Source organism: Nocardia noduli, from assembly GCF_019038455.1.
Classification (GTDB): domain Bacteria; phylum Actinomycetota; class Actinomycetes; order Mycobacteriales; family Mycobacteriaceae; genus Nocardia; species Nocardia noduli.
Window position 1 is genome coordinate 1 of record NZ_JAFMPL010000068.1, and the last position, 15,900, is coordinate 15,900.

The window sequence follows — 15,900 nt, forward strand, 5'->3', positions numbered from 1 at the left end:
CACCCCGTCGACCCGGAGCCGACCCCGCCCGGCACCGCCACACCGGAGCCGCTGATCGCGACCATCCGCCGGATCGTGGCCGCCACCGTCGGCATTCCGGCCGAATCGATTCCGCCGACAGCCGATTTCAACGATCTCGGCCTCAGTTCGCTGCTCGCGATCGAATTACGCAGGGCCCTGGAGACCCGGCTGAGCATCGCCATCTCGACCGCGGAACTGTTCCGGCACCCGACCGTCGCCGCACTCGGCGCGGCCCTGTCCGACCGGGTCGCCGCGGTCGATTCCGAAGAGGCGTCGTGACGACGGCCGACACTCTCGCCACCCGCGTCGCGCGATGGGCGCGAACGCGGCCGGGCGACCCCGCGTTCACCGAATTGCGCTATCGCGGAACCGAGTGCGCGCCGGTCACCGTGTCGTACGCCCGGTTACACGGCGCGGCGGCCCTCGCGGCACAGCTGCTGCGCCGCGAGAGCGCGCCCGGCGATCGGGTGGCGATCCTGTGCGGTCACGGGCTCGACTACGTGGTGGCCTTCCTGGCCTGCCTCTACAGCGGACGGATCGCGGTTCCGCTGTTCCCGGTGACGGGCAGTCGCAACACCGCCCGCCTGGACGACGTACTCGCCGATGCGAAACCCACCGTCGGCCTGGTCTCCGCGACCGACACGGTGACCGGCCCCGCCCTCGGTGCGGCAGCCGGACGGCTGGTGCGCGTACCGTCCGATATCGCGATATCGACCGAACTGTCCGACGCGACGATCGACCCGCCCGCCGACATCGCCTATCTGCAATACACCTCCGGTTCGACGAAAATCCCTGCGGGCGTGCGGATCACGCACGCCAATCTGTCCACCGCCGTGGACCAGTTGCGCGACGCCGTGCCCGCCACCGGCCACAAACCGATCGTCTCCTGGCTGCCGTTCTTCCACGATATGGGTCTGGTGCTGGCACTGGCGCTGCCGCTGTATTCGGGGGTGCACGGTGTCACGCTGGCTCCGCTCGATTTCGTCAAACGGCCGATCCGCTGGCTGCGCGCCTGCCACGAGTACCGCGCGGGTACCACGGGCAGCCCCAATTTCGGCCTGTCCCTGGCGATATCGGGCACCTCCGAGCGCGAACGGGCCGGACTCGATCTGTCCGAGCTGGACGTTCTCCTCAACGGGGCCGAACCGGTACGTGCCGAGGTACTTTCGGAGTTCACCCGGACCTTCGCCGAGTACGGATTCCGGCACCACGCCCACGCCCCCGGCTACGGGTTGGCCGAGGCCACCCTGTCGGTGTCCATCGTCGGCCAGGACCGCGAACCCGTGGCACCGCGTTTCGACCGAGCCGCGCTGGCCGAGGGCCGAGCCGAACCGCAGGCGGGGGACACGCCGCCGGAATCGGGACTCACGTTGGTCGGCTGCGGCGCTCCCGCGGGACAGCGGGTGGCGATCGTCGATCCGCTGTCGCGGGTCGAGCGCGACGACGGCGAGATCGGCGAGATCTGGGTGTCGGGGGCGAACGTCGGCGCGGGCTACCACGGGAAACCCGAGGTGACCGCCGACGTTTTCGGGGCCACGCTCGTCGGCGGGACCGAGCGCTGGTTGCGTACCGGCGATCTCGGATTCCGCCACGACGGCCAGCTCTATATCGCGGGCAGGCTCAAGGATCTGATCGTCGTCGACGGGCGCAACCACTACCCGTCCGATATCGAGGCGACGGCCGGTGCCGCCGCCCCGGAGGTGCGTACCGGGCATATCACCGCCTTCGGCCACGATGACGGCGACCGGGAGGACCTCGTGATCGTCGCCGAATTGAACACCGCCGCGCTGCCGCCGTCGACGGATCCCGTGGCCGTCGCGCGCCGCATCCGTACCGCGGTCGCCGCCGTGCACGAGGTGATGGCGGGCACGGTGCTGCTCATCGAGCCGGGCCGGATACCGAAGACCTCCAGCGGCAAGATCCGTCGCGGTGACTGTCGCGCGCTGTTCGGTGCCGGGCGACTGCCGAGTCTGGCCGTCGTCGGCAGGCAGCCACCGCGCTGACGCGCCGCCGCCGGATTTCCCCGGGATGGGTCGGCACGGGGGCGATGATGAGATATGACCACCGAAATCGTCGACGTGAAGTGGAAGAGCAAGCCCGAGGAACACGACTATCCCGCCGCGGCCGACTATCTCGAACTGCTCGGCGAACCGGATGTGGTGCGGACCGTCGTCGACCGACTGCGCGAGGCACCCGTCATTCGCAAGAAGGCCAAGGACATTCTGCGAGCCGCCGGACTCGAACTGCTCTCGGCGGACAACCCCCATGTCCGGCGCGATCTTATCAAGATCAACAATGGCACCGCGCTGTCCCCGATCCTGGTCGTGCGCGGTGATTTCCGACGCGGTGTCGCGATGGTGATCGCCGACGGCTACCACCGCGTGTGCGCCATCCACTGGGCCGACGAGAACATCGCCATTCCGCTCAAGATCGCCTCGATGCCGTGACCTTCTCCACTCTCGCCCTCGTCATCGCGCTCGGGCTGATCGGCCCGCTGTTCGCGGTGCGCACCGCGTGGCACGTACCGGTGATCCTGGGCGAGTTGGCTGCCGGAATAACTCTCGGCGCCACCGGATTCGGCGCTCTCGACAGTTCGGATCCGATCTTCACGTTTCTGGCCGACATGGGTTTCGCGGTCGTGATGTTCGTGGCGGGCACCCACGTGCCGGTACGTGATCCACGGGTCCGATCGGCCATCGGCATCGGCGCGATGCGGGCCGCGATCGTCGGATTGCTTTCCGCCGCCGCGGGTTTCGGGATCGCCGAACTCTTCGACACCGGAAACGGGGCGATCTACGCGGTGCTGCTCGCCTCGTCTTCGGCCGCGCTGGTCCTGCCGATCATCGACGCCGCGGGCGCGACTGGATCGGCGGTCCTGGCACTGACCGCGCAGGTGGCGATCGCCGATACCGCGTGCGTCGTCGCGCTGCCGCTGGTGATCGACCCCGGCAACGCGGGGCGGGCCGCCGTCGGGGCTGTCGCGGTGGCGGCCTGCGCGTTCGTGATGTTCCTGGTCCTGCGCCGACTGGAGTCGTCGGGTACGCGGCGGCGGGTGCACCGATTGTCGGAGGACAGGGGGTTCGCGATCGAGCTGCGGGTCAGCCTGGTGCTGCTGTTCGCGCTGTGCGCGGTGGCGACACAGACGCACGTCTCGATCATGCTGGCCGGTTTCGCGGCCGGACTCGCGGTGGCGGGCGTCGGCGAGCCCCGCCGGGTCGCACGGCAACTCTTCGCGATCAACGACGGTTTCCTCGCGCCCATGTTCTTCGTCTGGCTCGGCGCGCGGCTGAATCTGCGCGAATTCGCGGAACGGCCGTCGCTCATCGGGCTCGGGATCGTCTTGGGCGCCGGAGCTGTCGCGGTACACCTGGTGAATCGATGCACCGGACAACCGGCCTGGTTCGCGGCCTTGTCGGCGGCACAGATCGGAGTGCCGGTCGCGGCGGTGACCGTCGGCGGACAGTTGCACGTGTTGGTGCCGGGGGAATCCTCGGCCATCATGCTCGGTGCGCTGGTGACCGTGGGTGTCGCGGCAATCGCGGCGAGCCGTATCGCCTCTCGCACGGGCGATACAGCCGAAACCTAGTCCTGCGGTGGATCGTCGCGGCCGAGGAGACGGTCGGTTTCGCGACGTTCGCGCTTCGTAGGTCTGCCGCTGCCGCGATCACGACGCGGCATGGTCGCGAGAACCTCTCGCGGAGGTGGTGGCGGACTGCGGTCGATCAGGCATTGCGCGGCGATGGGCGCGCTGACGCGTTTGGTGACGACACGTTCCACGATCACGATGCGCTCGACACCACCCGCGCGGATCCGGACCTCGTCGCCGAGGCGTACCGGCTGGGCGGGTTTCGCCGTGGCACCGTTGACGCGAACGTGACCGCCCCGGCATGCCTCGGCCGCGGCGGATCTCGTCTTGAACAGGCGCACCGACCAGGTCCACGAATCGACGCGGGCCTGGGACGGGGCAGCCTGCTCGGCGGGGGGCAACCCCTTATACGACGCGGCGGGCGGTGACTACATCGTCGGCGTCGAGGTGGGTGTAGGACACCGGGGTACCCGACTGGACGGCATTGAGCAACTTGCCGTCGCCGGCGTAGATGCCGACGTGGCCGCCGCCGTTGGTGATCACGATGTCACCGGGCTGCAAGTTCTGGAAAGCGACGGGAGCGCCGACATGCGACTGCTCGAAGCTGGTGCGCGGCAGTTCGACACCGGCCTGGCGGAAAGCCCACTGCACGAGACCGGAGCAGTCGAAGCTGACCGGGCCCGCGGCGCCCCAGGAGTACTGGGCACCCACCTTCGACCGAGCGGCGTCGAGCGCCTTCGCGGCCGGGGAGTGGTCTTCCATGAGGTTCGGGAACTGGAGTCCGCCCTGCGGAACCGCGGGCAGTGTGCCGAAGGCGCCCTGCGGGATCGCGGGCTGCTGGGAGAGAGCCTGCGACAGCTGCTGGTTGAGCTGCTGGACCGAGCTCTCGTACTCCTGCGGGACGGGAACGTCGAAATCTCCGAGGCCGGGGACGTTGATGGTGGCTGCCATCGCGGGGATAGCGGGCATCGCACCTGTCGCGGCCACTGCGCCTAGAACGAGCGCACCTTTGACGGAATTCGGCATCCGAGATTCCCGCTGCAAACTGTGTTTACCCACCGACCTGAGTCTCCGATCTTTCCTACTTTCCCGCCGACCGGGTCGACTGCGGGTTCGTGCCGAGCGGATCGGCCCTACCGCGCTGGTCCGAGGACCGTTGCGGACTCACCCCAGTAACTAACCTGTGGTTCCCGGCACGGCAGCCGGAGTTGCGAGGCCCCGACAGCCGATTAGGCGGTAACCCAGTGGCGCCGTTTCTCTTGCGAAGCGACAGACTCCACTAAGTCACGAGAAGATTACGACGCGGACGCGATGTTGTCCAGCGCACAGACCAGGGTTTTCGGGGGTTGGCGAGAAATCGCTGGACACGCTGCGGCTCCCGTGCAGCTCAGGCCAGGTCACGATTCGATATCGACTGCGAGCCAGGGTTATCGGGATGTGAGATCAACCGTCCCGCTCGGCCAGCGCACGCTCGAGTTCGGCGATTCTGCGGCGCGCGTCGGCGAGGCCGACCTCCAGTTCGCCGAGCGCTACCACCAGCGGTCCGACCGCGAGATCGGCGACCAACTGTGGATCGTCGAACCCCTGCTCGATCGCGACGAGAATGTTCGACCGGATCCGGCCCGCCTCCTCCGCGTCCGGCGGCACCGGCCACGAGGCGACGACCTCGGCGAGCACGTGACCATCCTCGGACATGACGCCCCTTTCGTCCCAGCCGCCGACCCTGCCTCCGAACGCGATAAGCGTAGAGAGTTCCCCCGCAATGACAAAGCGCGAAATACCGCTTTCTATGGAACGCCCTAGACTGCCCCAGATTCATCGAGATTTCGGTGACCCGAAGCGCTACGGTGTCGGGGTATGGACCCCGTGCGGAATCCGTATGCTCCCGGAGCCGGACAGCGCCCACCCGAACTCGCCGGGCGCGACAAACAGCTCACCGCCTTCAACATCGTGCTCGAACGCGTCGCCCGAGGCAGGCCCGAACGCAGCGTCATGCTCACCGGATTGCGCGGCGTCGGAAAGACGGTGCTGCTCAACCAACTTCGTTCGGCCGCCGTCTCGCGCAACTGGGGCACGGGAAAGATCGAAGCCCGTCCGGATCAGGAATTGCGCAGGCCGCTGTCCTCCGCGCTGCACATGGCCGCGCGCGCGATCGCGATGACGCACCGCAACCCCGAACGCGTCGACGATTTCCTCGGCATCCTCAAGGCATTCGCGTTGCGTGCCACCGCCGACAAGGGCATGAGGGAACGCTGGCAGCCCGGTATCGACGTACCCGCCGTCTCCGGTCGCGCCGATTCCGGCGATATCGAGATCGACCTGGTCGAACTGCTCAAGGAGGCCGCCGGGCTCGCGGGCGACGTCGGGGTCGGCATCGCGATATTCATCGACGAGATGCAGGATCTCGGGCCCGCCGACATCTCCGCGATCTGCGGCGCGTGCCACGAACTGAGCCAGGACGCCGCGCCGTTGATCGTCGTCGGCGCGGGTCTGCCGCATCTGCCCGCCGTACTGTCCGCGTCGAAGAGTTATTCCGAGCGCCTTTTCAGCTATCACCGTATCGATCGACTCGACCGGGAGTCGGCGAATCAGGCGCTCATCGCTCCCGCCCAGCGCGAAGAGGTGAAATTCACCGAGGGCGCACTCGATGTGCTCTACGAAAAGGCTGATGGCTACCCATATTTCGTCCAGGCGTACGGGAAAGCGGCCTGGGATCAGGCACCGGAGAGTCCCATCACCGCCGAGGATGTCGAACTGGCCTCGCCCTCCGCGGAAGAGGAATTGGCGGTCGGCTTCTTCGGATCCCGCTATGAACGGGCGACCCCGGCGGAACGGGAGTACATGCGCGCGATGGCCGATCTGTCCGGCGACGAGGGTCCGGTGGCGACCGCCGCCGTGGCGACCGAGCTCGGCCGCAAACCGGCGTCGCTGTCGCCCGCGCGCGACGGCCTGATCAAGAAGGGGCTCATCTATTCGGCCGAGCGGGGAACCATCGGTTTCACCGTGCCGCATTTCGGTCGCTACCTGCGCAGCGTGTGAGATCCGGCGGACGATCGCTGAATATTCGCCGATCTACCAAGATCGATAGATTTGTTTAGAGATACATTCGCTCGAACACCTACCAGCCGGTAACTTTTCTCCTTACACTCGAATGTGATTCCCGTCACGTTCGAGGAGGAGACCATGACGACAGCGGCGAAGGTCAACGCCACCGAAGAACAGGCACGCGCACTTGTCGAGGAGTCTCGCGAAACGAGCTGGGCCAAACCCTCCTTCGCCAAGGAGATGTTCCTCGGACGGTTCCGACTCGACCTGATCCACCCGTACCCGCACCCCGACGCGGCGGATGCCGCGAAAACCGCCGCCTACCTGGCGCGGCTGCGCCCGTTCTGCGAATCCATCGACGGCGCGGTGATCGAGGAACAGGGACGTATCCCCGACGAATACGTGAAAGGTCTGGCCGAACTCGGCTGCTTCGGGTTGAAGATCCCCGAATCGTATGGCGGACAGGGACTCTCCCAGGTCGGCTACAACCGTGCGCTGATGCTGGTCGGCTGCGCTCACCCCAGCCTCGGCGTACTGCTCTCCGCCCACCAGTCCATCGGCGTGCCCGAACCGCTGAAACTGGCGGGCACCGACGAACAGAAGGCCGAATTCCTGCCCCGCTGCGCGGCGGGCGCGGTGAGCGCGTTCCTGCTCACCGAACCCGACGTCGGCTCCGACCCGGCCAGGATGGCCAGTACCGCGACACCGACCGAGGACGGCGAAGCCTACGAACTCGACGGCGTGAAGCTGTGGACCACCAACGGCGTCGTCGCGGAACTGCTGGTCGTGATGGCCCGCGTACCCAAGAGCGAAGGGCATCGCGGCGGCATCTCCGCCTTCGTGGTCGAAGCGAACAGCCCGGGCATCACGGTCGAACGGCGCAACGCGTTCATGGGTCTGCGCGGCATCGAGAACGGCGTCACGCGGATGCACCGGGTCCGGGTGCCGAAGGCCAATCTGATCGGACGCGAGGGCGACGGTCTCAAGATCGCGCTCACCACGTTGAACGCGGGCCGACTCGCCATACCCGCGATGTGCACAGCGGCGGCGAAATGGTCGCTCACGATCTCCAGACAGTGGAGCGCGGCGCGGGTGCAATGGGGCAGGCCGGTCGGCGAGCACGCCGCGGTCGCCGAGAAGATCTCCTATATCGCCGCGACCACCTACGCCCTGGAAGCGGTGCTCGACCTGTCCGCGACCATGTGCGACGAAGGACGCAACGACATTCGCATCGAAGCGGCGCTGGCCAAACTGTGGGCGAGCGAGATGAGCTGTCGCATCGCCGACGAACTCGTCCAGATCCGCGGCGGACGCGGCTACGAGACCGCGGCCTCGCTGGCGGCACGTGGCGAACGCGCCGTCGCCGCCGAACAGATGGTGCGCGATCTGCGCATCAATCGCATATTCGAGGGGTCGAGCGAGATCATGCGACTGCTCGTCGCCCGCGAAATGGCCGATGCGCACATGGCGGCGGCCGGCGCGCTCGTCGAGCGCGACGCCCAGTTCAAGGACAAGGCCAAAGCCGCGGTCGGCGCGGGCGGTTTCTACGCCAAATGGTTCCCGCAGCTGGCGGTGGGCGCGGGTACCGTACCGGCCGGATACGGTGAATTCGGGCCGCTCGCACGGCATCTGCGGTTCGTCGAACGCAGTTCCCGCAAACAGGCGCGCGCCCTGATGTACGCCATGGCGCGCTGGCAGGCCGGTTTGGAATATCGACAGAATTTCCTCGGCCGCATCGTCGATATCGCCGCCGAACTGTTCGCGATGTCGGCGGTATGCGTACGCGCCGAATCCCAGCGCTCGGCGGGCTCTCCCGACGCGACCGCCGCCGCCGAACTGGCCGACGCGTTCTGCCGCCAATCCCGCCTTCGGGTCCGCGCCCTGTTCGACGCGCTGTGGGACAACACCGACGACGATGACCGCGCCGTCGCGCATGGCGTCCTCGACGGTCGATACACCTGGCTGGAGGACGGCATCTTCGATCCGAGCGAGGGGACGGGCCCGTGGATCGCGGAATGGCAGACCGGACCGTCGACGGAACCGAATCTGCTCCGTCCCTTCCTGGCGAATACCGGCTCATCGGAAGCCGATTCCACAATCTAGCTATTTCTAGGGGATCCGCTCGATTCTCCGATAGACGGCAACGGAAAAGTTCCGGCGGCGTTCCGACCGCCTGCCCGTTCGCCTATCGGAGAATCTAGAGAAATCTAGTGTCCTGACTACCGATTCGTAGACAGCCCGAGAAGCGGGGTGCCGCCACGCCGGGATCGACCGCGTGCGTCGGTTGCGCAACGTGTGCATAACGCCTGGTATAGGCAGCTAACGCAACGGAAATCCACACCGACAACCGGGCAAGAACGCTCCGTCCAAGGGTTCATCGCGACAGGAGACATCATGTCCACGACTATCGCCCGCCGGGCCGCCGATCCCGATGGTCATCGCGTCACCGTCACGGCCGACGACGGCGTCCCGATCTCGGTTCGCCTCTTCGGCGACGACGACGCGGCAGCCACCGTCGTCTTCGTGCACGGACATTGCCTGCGCGCCGAATCCTGGTCCTACCTGCGTGATCACCTGCTGAAGCAGTGGGGCCGCGACACCAGGATGGTGTTCTACGACCACCGCGGTCACGGCGACTCCGGCCTGGCGGACCCGTCGACGTACACCATCGACCAGCTCGGCCACGATCTGGACGCCGTCCTGCGCGCGATCGCGCCGGCCGGACCGGTGATCCTGGTCGGACATTCGATGGGCGCGATGGTGACACTCGCCTACGCGCGCCTGTTCCCCGAGGCGATCGGCGCCAGGGTCGTCGGGATCGCGTTGATCGCGGGCGCGGCCAACGGCGTCACCGAGGTGGGACTCGGACGTTTCCTGCACCGCTACGCGGTGAGCACACTCCAGACCGCGGTGGTCCGCGCGCCGCGGGTGATGCAGGTGTCCAAGCGGATGACCCGCCGACTCTTCGAACCGATCGTCCGCGAGGCCCAGTTCGGCACCAGGAAGGTGAATCCCCGCATGGCCGCGGTCGCCACGGCCATGCTCAACGACACGCCCTTGCTCACGATGGCGACTTTCCTGACCTCGCTGATGACCTTCGACGAGACCGCGACACTGCATCGTCTCGGCGAGATTCCCGCACTGGTGCTCGCGGGCTCGGCCGATATCGTCGTGCCCTACGCCCACTCGGTGGTCCTCGCTTCGCAATTGGCGAGGTCCGAACTGGTCCGGCTCGACGGCGCGGGCCACAGCGTCATCCTGGAAAGGGCGGAGGAGGTCGCGCTCTCGATCGTCGCACTGGTCGCGCGGGTGTCCACCGCGATGACCGATCCCGGACCCGAATACGCCGCGGCGGGCTGAGCCGTTTTCGTCCCGTATGACCTGCCCCGGCGGGTCGCCCGGTTGCGAGACGCGGAAGGTGCGCGCAGGCTGGTCGACAAGGCCCCCGACGAAGGAGGCAACATTCGAGCAAATATCGGGTTGTGCCGGACACGAGCCTGAACCCGATTCTTTCTGTACTGTGTTGTAGATCACGTTGTGTGGTGGGTCACACGACTCGGTGTAGTGCGCCCAGGGCAGATCCCTGATCCGGGCGGATATGGCCGGGATCGCATATCCGCCAAGGAACACAGGAGGTAACGATGACACGCAGCGATATCGCTGAACTACGCTACGCGGTCGGCCAGCTCCGGCAATCGATCGGCGCACTGCGCTCCCACTACGGAGACGCGAAGACCGTGCGCAGGCTGGAGAACGACCTCGAGCGCCTCGCCATCGATGCCGATGAGTTCGAGCAGTCCCCGCCGCCGGAGGTTTCGCATAGGCCCCAGGACAAGATTTACGTGCCCGACAGCAAATCCGACGAAGCCGCCTGGATGGGCGCCCAGGACGAAGGTCTGGGATTCCACTCCAGACCCCGCACCAAGTAGCGGCGTGACGGGCGACGCGCAGCGCCCGTCGTCCCGGCGCACGTCGTCACGGACTCAGGCCCGGTGTCTACCGGGCCTGCGCGAGGGCCGGATGCCATGGAACCGCGCGCCGCGCGGCGTCTCGACGACCGGGCTCACCTCCGCCGATTCGAACAACGCGGCGATGCCGTGGTCGCGGCCGAGCGCGATGGCCTCCAGGCCGTAACGTCCCTCGATACGGGACAATTCGTGCAGCATCGTCGTCATGATCCGCAGGCCGGTCGCCCCGACGGGGTGCCCGAGCGCGATGGACGAGCCGTTCACGTTCAGGCGATCACGCGGATCGAGATCCCATTCCATCGCCAAGGCGAGTACTTCCACCGCGAAACCCTCGTTGACCTCGATCAGGTCTATCTCGTCGAGGGTGAAACCGGTGTGGCCGAGCAGTTTCGCGACCGCGGGCGCGGCGCCAAGGGTCGCGGAGTCCGCGTCGCATCCGGCCGCGGCCCAGCCGACGAGGAACGCCATCGGCGTCAGGCCGAGTTCTTCGAGCCGATCCTCCGCGACCACCAGGCAGCCGGACGCGCCGTGCCGATGCGAACTCATATTCCCCACGGTGACGACACCGTCGGACAGCAGCGGGCGCAGCGCCCCGAGGGTATGGGTCGACACATCGTCGCGCACGCCCTCGTCACGCAGGATCCGATGACCCGCGGTGTCGAATCCCGGTTCGCTCCACCCCGGAGGCTGGGCGGTCACGCCGACCGGGATCACCTCCGCCGCGAACATGCCCTGCCGCCACGCGCGAGCGGCCTTGCGGTGGCTCGCGACGGCGAATTCGTCGGCCTCGGAGCGCCGGATGCCGTAGTGGCGCGCGATCTCCTCGGCGTTGGCCAATTCCACCGTGCGTACCGAATCGACGGCGAACGGGTCGGCGGCGCATTCCACGCCACCCGCGACCACGACGTCGGCGGCCCCGGTCTGCACCATCATGGCCGCGGTGATCACCGCCTGGAGTCCGCTGCCGCTGCGCCGATCGGTGAGAAATCCCGGCACCGCGAAGGGCAGTCCCGCGCCGCGCGCGGCGAGCCTGCTCAGCTCGGGCGCACCGACAACGCCGCCGTCGACACAGGCCATCGCCACATCTTCGATACGCCACGGATCGATTCCCGAACGTTCGATCACCGCGGAAAGCACTGTCGTGGCCAGCCAATCGGGCGGCATCCCGGTCAGCGCTCCACCTTCGACGCCACTCGGTGTCCGAACCGGTGCCACGATCGCGGCTCTTCTCATCTTGGTGACTCCTTCCCCGGCCGAAGGCAGGGTCCGAACTGCGGCGCTTCCGCGGCTCCCGGCAAACGCGGGCATCGGGCGTGCCCACCCTCGTCCACGCCGCGGCGTGACGGGCATCGGTGCACGTCAAAGGTAAAACTCAAGGAAATGGGACCACGAAATTGTTGCGGTCGTGTGACGCTCCGCAACCGGAAAATCGGACTCCCGGTTCCGTTTTCGCCGGGGTCGCTCGAAACATGTTCTGTTTTAGTCGAGTTCGAAATGTCGCGTTCGTCCACCACGTCGCGGGCGGGTATTCGCGGATCGGTCCATGTGGCGTAAATCATAGGTGGCACGGCCCGCCAGGATTCGCAAGACCCCGCTCAATCGATAGCGCACGTGTCGTATGGTGCTCAGCATCACATTCGATCGCGGAGGGAATGATGACCACCCGCACAGCAGATCAGCGAGGCATCCACCTGTGAGTGCCGCACCGACAGCCACCCCCGCCACTCCCGAAGCCCCACGGCCGGGAACCGGCGTCTTCGGAAAGACCCGCGCCCGCATCTCCGAGCGCACCCTGCGCACCGACCGATGGTGGATCCCGCCCCTGGTCACCGCCGTCGGACTCGGCGCCTTCGTCATCTACGCGACGATCAGATCGTATGTGCGGACGGCGTATTGGGTGGCCGAGTACCACTACCTGACGCCGTTCTACTCACCGTGCCTGAGCACCTCGTGCGAACCGGGGTCCTCGCATTTCGGCACCCCGTTCGGCGATCTCCCCGTCATCCTGCCGCTCGGCTTCGTGGTGCTGCCGTTCCTGCTCGGATTCCGGCTCACCTGCTACTACTACCGCAAGGCCTACTACCGCGCGGTCTGGTTCTCCCCGCCCGCGTGCGCCGTCGCCGAACCGCACGCGCGCTACACCGGCGAGACCAAACTGCCGCTGATCATCCAGAACGCGCATCGCTACTTCTTCTACGTCGCGGTCGTCGTCTCGCTGATCAACACCTACGACGCCATCTCCGCGTTCCACGGCAAGACCGGCGGATTCGGATTCGGACTCGGCAATATCGTCCTGCTCGTCAACGTCATCCTGCTCTGGGCCTACACCGTGTCCTGCCATTCGTGCAGGCACATCATGGGCGGCAAACTCAAGAATTTCTCCGCGCATCCGGTGCGGTACTGGTTCTGGACCCAGGTCTCCAAACTCAACACCCGCCATATGGCGCTGGCGTGGACCACGCTCGGCACGCTCGTGCTCACCGACTTCTACGTGATGTTGGTTGCCAGCGACACGATTTCGGACCTGCGGTTCATCAACTGACCCGCGCCCGCCAGTAACCAAGAAGTCAGAGGAGAGTTCGCGGCAATGCCAGAAGTGGAACGGCACAAATACGACGTCGTCGTCATCGGTGCCGGAGGCGCCGGACTGCGCGCGGTGATCGAAGCGAGAGAACACGGCCTTTCGGTCGCGGTGGTGTGCAAATCCCTGTTCGGCAAGGCGCATACCGTGATGGCCGAGGGCGGCTGCGCCGCGTCGATGGGAAACGCCAACGAGAAGGACAATTGGCAAACCCATTTCAAGGACACCATGCGCGGTGGCAAATTCCTCAACAACTGGCGCATGGCCGAACTACACGCGCAGGAGGCGCCGGACCGGGTCTGGGAACTGGAGACCTACGGCGCGCTCTTCGACCGGACCGCGGACGGCCGCATCAGCCAGCGCAATTTCGGCGGCCACACCTACCCGCGCCTCGCGCACGTCGGCGACCGGACCGGACTCGAGATCATCCGCACCATGCAGCAGAAGATCGTCTCGCTGCAACAGGAGGATTTCGCCGAATCCGGTGATTACGAGTCGCGCATCAAGGTTTTCGCCGAATGCACCATCACCGAACTGCTCAAGGACGGCGACCGGATCTCCGGCGCGTTCGGCTACTGGCGGGAATCGGGCAAATTCATCCTGTTCGAAACCCCCGCCGTGGTGCTGGCGACCGGCGGTATCGGCAAGTCCTACAAGGTGACCTCCAATTCCTGGGAGTACACCGGCGACGGTCACGCCCTCGCGCTGCGCGCGGGTGCCACGTTGATCAATATGGAATTCCTGCAATTCCATCCGACCGGCATGGTCTGGCCGCCCAGCGTGAAGGGGATCCTGGTCACCGAGGGCGTACGCGGTGACGGTGGGGTGCTCAAGAACACCGAGGGCAAGCGGTTCATGTTCGAGTACATCCCCACGGTGTTCAAGGGGCAGTACGCGGAGACCGAGACCGAGGCCGACCAGTGGCTGAAGGATAACGACTCGGCCCGGCGCACCCCCGATCTACTGCCACGTGACGAAGTGGCCCGCGCCATCAACTCCGAGGTGAAGGAGGGGCGCGGCACCGAACACGGCGGCGTCTACCTCGATATCGCCTCGCGGTTGCCCGCCGAGGAGATCCGCAGGCGGCTGCCGTCGATGTACCACCAGTTCAAGGAACTGGCCGATGTCGACATCACGAAGGAGCCGATGGAAGTCGGTCCGACCTGTCACTACGTGATGGGCGGTATCGAGGTCGCGCCGGATACCGGGGCGGCCACCGTGCCCGGCCTCTTCGCGGCGGGCGAATGTTCCGGCGGTATGCACGGTTCCAATCGTCTCGGCGGCAATTCGCTGTCGGACCTGCTGGTCTTCGGCAGGCGGGCCGGACTCGGCGCCGCCACCTACGTCGAGGGACTGCCCGCACGGCCCGCGGTCGCCGACGCCGATGTCGACCGGGCCGCGCGCGACGCGGTCGCACCGTTCGATCCGCCCCCGGGCGGCGCGGGCGAGAATCCGTACACCCTGCACACCGATCTGCAACAGGCGATGAACGACCTGGTCGGCATCATCCGCAAGGACCACGAACTGCACCGGGCCATCGAGCGGCTCGCCGAACTGCGGCAACGTTTCGCGGGCGTGCAGGTCGAGGGACACCGGCAGTTCAATCCGGGCTGGCACCTCGCCCTGGATCTGCGGAACATGCTGCTCGTCAGCGATTGCGTCGCCCAGGCCGCGCTGCTGCGCACCGAGAGCCGGGGCGGACACACCCGCGACGATTTCCCCGGGATGGATCCGGTCTGGCGCAACAAGTTGCTCGTCTGTTCCATCGACCCGGCCGAAGCCGCCGAAACGGTGCCGTCGGTGCGGGTCACCCCGGAGGATCAGACTCCGATGCGCGAGGATCTGCTCGCGCTGTTCGATCTGTCCGAACTGGAGAAGTACTACAACCCCGCCGAACTCGCGACACACCCGTCCGGTTCGGTCTCTGCCACGGAAGGTGAGGCGTAACGATGGGTTACGACGCCAAATTCCGCGTGTGGCGCGGTGACGAAGATGGTGGCGAACTACAGGATTTCACCGTCGAGGTGAACGAGGGCGAAGTGGTCCTCGACATCATCCACCGGCTACAGGCCACCCAGACACCGGATCTCGCCGTGCGATGGAACTGTAAGGCGGGCAAATGCGGTTCCTGTTCGGCGGAGGTGAACGGGCGACCGCGGCTGCTGTGCATGACGCGGATGTCGACCTTCCAGCCGGACGAACTGGTCACCGTGACGCCGATGCGCACCTTCCCGGTGATCAGGGATCTCGTGACCGATGTCTCCTTCAACTACCAGAAGGCCAGGGAGATACCGTCTTTCACACCCCCCGACGATCTGAAACCGGGCGACTACCGGATGAAACAGGTCGATGTGGAGCGCTCGCAGGAATTCCGCAAATGCATCGAATGCTTCCTGTGCCAGAACACCTGTCACGTGGTGCGCGATCACGACGAGAACAAGGAAGCCTTCGCCGGGCCGCGTTTCCTCATGCGCATCGCGGAACTGGAAATGCATCCCCTCGATGTCGCCGACCGTCGCGATCTGGCCCAGGACGAGCAGGGGCTCGGTTTCTGCAATATCACCAAATGCTGCACCGAGGTATGCCCGGAACATATCGCGATCACCGATAACGCGTTGATCCCACTCAAGGAGCGCGTCGCCGACCAGAAGTACGACCCCCTGGTCTGGCTCGGCAACAAACTCTTCCGCCGCTGAGAT

General features: G+C 66.5%; 15 protein-coding genes. 11 read left to right on the forward strand and 4 right to left on the reverse strand.

The window, feature by feature from the left end; genetic code table 11:
• The 4 genes from JZ792_RS27835 to JZ792_RS27850 form a co-directional block, all read left to right on the forward strand.
• A partial coding sequence (locus tag JZ792_RS27835; RefSeq protein ID WP_216914960.1) for an acyl carrier protein occupies nucleotides 1-300 on the forward strand: 300 nt, incomplete at its 5' end.
• Nucleotides 297-2,024 carry a fatty acyl-AMP ligase gene (locus tag JZ792_RS27840; RefSeq protein ID WP_216914962.1) on the forward strand — a complete coding sequence of 576 codons (1,728 nt, stop codon included), beginning with the start codon at nucleotides 297-299 and terminating at the stop codon, nucleotides 2,022-2,024. The genes JZ792_RS27835 and JZ792_RS27840, both read left to right, overlap by 4 nt.
• A 66-nt stretch (nucleotides 2,025-2,090) precedes the next feature.
• Entirely contained in the window at nucleotides 2,091-2,468 is a 378-nt protein-coding gene (locus tag JZ792_RS27845; RefSeq protein ID WP_216915027.1) for a hypothetical protein, read from the forward strand.
• The gene (locus tag JZ792_RS27850) at nucleotides 2,465-3,607 is read left to right on the forward strand and encodes a cation:proton antiporter (RefSeq protein ID WP_216914964.1); all 1,143 of its coding nucleotides are present in this window, start codon (nucleotides 2,465-2,467) and stop codon (nucleotides 3,605-3,607) included. The genes JZ792_RS27845 and JZ792_RS27850 overlap by 4 nt, the downstream gene beginning before the upstream one ends.
• On the opposite strand, the gene JZ792_RS27855 is transcribed toward JZ792_RS27850, so the two are convergent.
• From JZ792_RS27855 to JZ792_RS27865, 3 genes are all read right to left on the reverse strand, one after another.
• The gene (locus JZ792_RS27855) at nucleotides 3,604-4,008 is read right to left on the reverse strand and encodes an RNA-binding S4 domain-containing protein (protein WP_216914966.1); all 405 of its coding nucleotides are present in this window, start codon (nucleotides 4,006-4,008) and stop codon (nucleotides 3,604-3,606) included. The two genes, JZ792_RS27850 and JZ792_RS27855, sit on opposite strands and share 4 nt — an antisense overlap.
• A 4-nt stretch (nucleotides 4,009-4,012) precedes the next feature.
• A complete protein-coding gene (locus JZ792_RS27860; protein WP_254190458.1) occupies nucleotides 4,013-4,576 on the reverse strand; it encodes a C40 family peptidase in 564 nt (187 codons plus the stop codon).
• 474 nt (nucleotides 4,577-5,050) lie between these two features.
• Nucleotides 5,051-5,302, reverse strand: a complete 252-nt coding sequence (locus JZ792_RS27865; RefSeq protein ID WP_216914970.1) for a hypothetical protein — start codon at nucleotides 5,300-5,302, stop codon at nucleotides 5,051-5,053.
• Between the two features lie 162 nt (nucleotides 5,303-5,464).
• On the opposite strand from JZ792_RS27865, the gene JZ792_RS27870 reads away from it, so the two are divergent.
• The 4 genes from JZ792_RS27870 to JZ792_RS27885 all read left to right on the forward strand — a co-directional run bounded on the left by JZ792_RS27870 (nucleotide 5,465) and on the right by JZ792_RS27885 (nucleotide 10,581).
• On the forward strand, nucleotides 5,465-6,646 hold the full coding sequence (locus JZ792_RS27870; RefSeq protein ID WP_216914972.1) for an ATP-binding protein: 1,182 nt from the start codon (nucleotides 5,465-5,467) through the stop codon (nucleotides 6,644-6,646).
• A 144-nt stretch (nucleotides 6,647-6,790) separates the two neighbouring features.
• Nucleotides 6,791-8,755 (forward strand): acyl-CoA dehydrogenase family protein, encoded by a 1,965-nt coding sequence (locus JZ792_RS27875; protein WP_216914974.1) that lies wholly within the window; start codon nucleotides 6,791-6,793, stop codon nucleotides 8,753-8,755.
• A 291-nt stretch (nucleotides 8,756-9,046) separates the two neighbouring features.
• Nucleotides 9,047-10,012, forward strand: a complete 966-nt coding sequence (locus tag JZ792_RS27880; RefSeq protein ID WP_216914976.1) for an alpha/beta fold hydrolase — start codon at nucleotides 9,047-9,049, stop codon at nucleotides 10,010-10,012.
• 281 nt (nucleotides 10,013-10,293) lie between these two features.
• Nucleotides 10,294-10,581 (forward strand): Rv0250c family protein, encoded by a 288-nt coding sequence (locus tag JZ792_RS27885; RefSeq protein WP_216914978.1) that lies wholly within the window; start codon nucleotides 10,294-10,296, stop codon nucleotides 10,579-10,581.
• A 54-nt stretch (nucleotides 10,582-10,635) separates the two neighbouring features.
• Here JZ792_RS27885 and JZ792_RS27890 read toward each other — a convergent pair whose 3' ends face one another.
• The gene (locus JZ792_RS27890; RefSeq protein ID WP_216914980.1) at nucleotides 10,636-11,853 is read right to left on the reverse strand and encodes a thiolase family protein; all 1,218 of its coding nucleotides are present in this window, start codon (nucleotides 11,851-11,853) and stop codon (nucleotides 10,636-10,638) included.
• Nucleotides 11,854-12,313: 460 nt separating this feature from the next.
• Here JZ792_RS27890 and sdhC point away from each other — a divergent pair, with 460 nt between their 5' ends.
• From sdhC to JZ792_RS27905, 3 genes are read left to right on the forward strand one after another with little or no spacing between them, the layout of a single operon-like run.
• A complete protein-coding gene (gene sdhC / locus JZ792_RS27895; protein WP_216914982.1) occupies nucleotides 12,314-13,162 on the forward strand; it encodes a succinate dehydrogenase subunit SdhC in 849 nt (282 codons plus the stop codon).
• Between the two features lie 45 nt (nucleotides 13,163-13,207).
• Complete coding sequence (locus JZ792_RS27900) at nucleotides 13,208-15,148, forward strand: fumarate reductase/succinate dehydrogenase flavoprotein subunit (RefSeq protein WP_216914984.1); 1,941 nt, start codon at nucleotides 13,208-13,210, stop codon at nucleotides 15,146-15,148.
• 2 nt (nucleotides 15,149-15,150) lie between these two features.
• Nucleotides 15,151-15,897, forward strand: a complete 747-nt coding sequence (locus JZ792_RS27905) for a succinate dehydrogenase/fumarate reductase iron-sulfur subunit (RefSeq protein WP_216914986.1) — start codon at nucleotides 15,151-15,153, stop codon at nucleotides 15,895-15,897.
• The last annotated feature ends 3 nt before the right edge of the window (nucleotides 15,898-15,900 follow it).

Bases quoted from the DNA above. Each gene is read 5' to 3' on its own strand.
- JZ792_RS27860 (WP_254190458.1), bottom strand. From the start codon at position 4,576: ATGCCCGCTATCCCCGCGATGGCAGCCACCATCAACGTCCCCGGCCTC.
- JZ792_RS27865 (WP_216914970.1), bottom strand. From the start codon at position 5,302: ATGTCCGAGGATGGTCACGTGCTCGCCGAGGTCGTCGCCTCGTGGCCG.
- JZ792_RS27870 (WP_216914972.1), top strand. From the start codon at position 5,465: ATGGACCCCGTGCGGAATCCGTATGCTCCCGGAGCCGGACAGCGCCCA.
- JZ792_RS27875 (WP_216914974.1), top strand. From the start codon at position 6,791: ATGACGACAGCGGCGAAGGTCAACGCCACCGAAGAACAGGCACGCGCA.
- JZ792_RS27880 (WP_216914976.1), top strand. From the start codon at position 9,047: ATGTCCACGACTATCGCCCGCCGGGCCGCCGATCCCGATGGTCATCGC.
- JZ792_RS27885 (WP_216914978.1), top strand. From the start codon at position 10,294: ATGACACGCAGCGATATCGCTGAACTACGCTACGCGGTCGGCCAGCTC.
- JZ792_RS27890 (WP_216914980.1), bottom strand. From the start codon at position 11,853: ATGAGAAGAGCCGCGATCGTGGCACCGGTTCGGACACCGAGTGGCGTC.
- JZ792_RS27900 (WP_216914984.1), top strand. From the start codon at position 13,208: ATGCCAGAAGTGGAACGGCACAAATACGACGTCGTCGTCATCGGTGCC.
- JZ792_RS27905 (WP_216914986.1), top strand. From the start codon at position 15,151: ATGGGTTACGACGCCAAATTCCGCGTGTGGCGCGGTGACGAAGATGGT.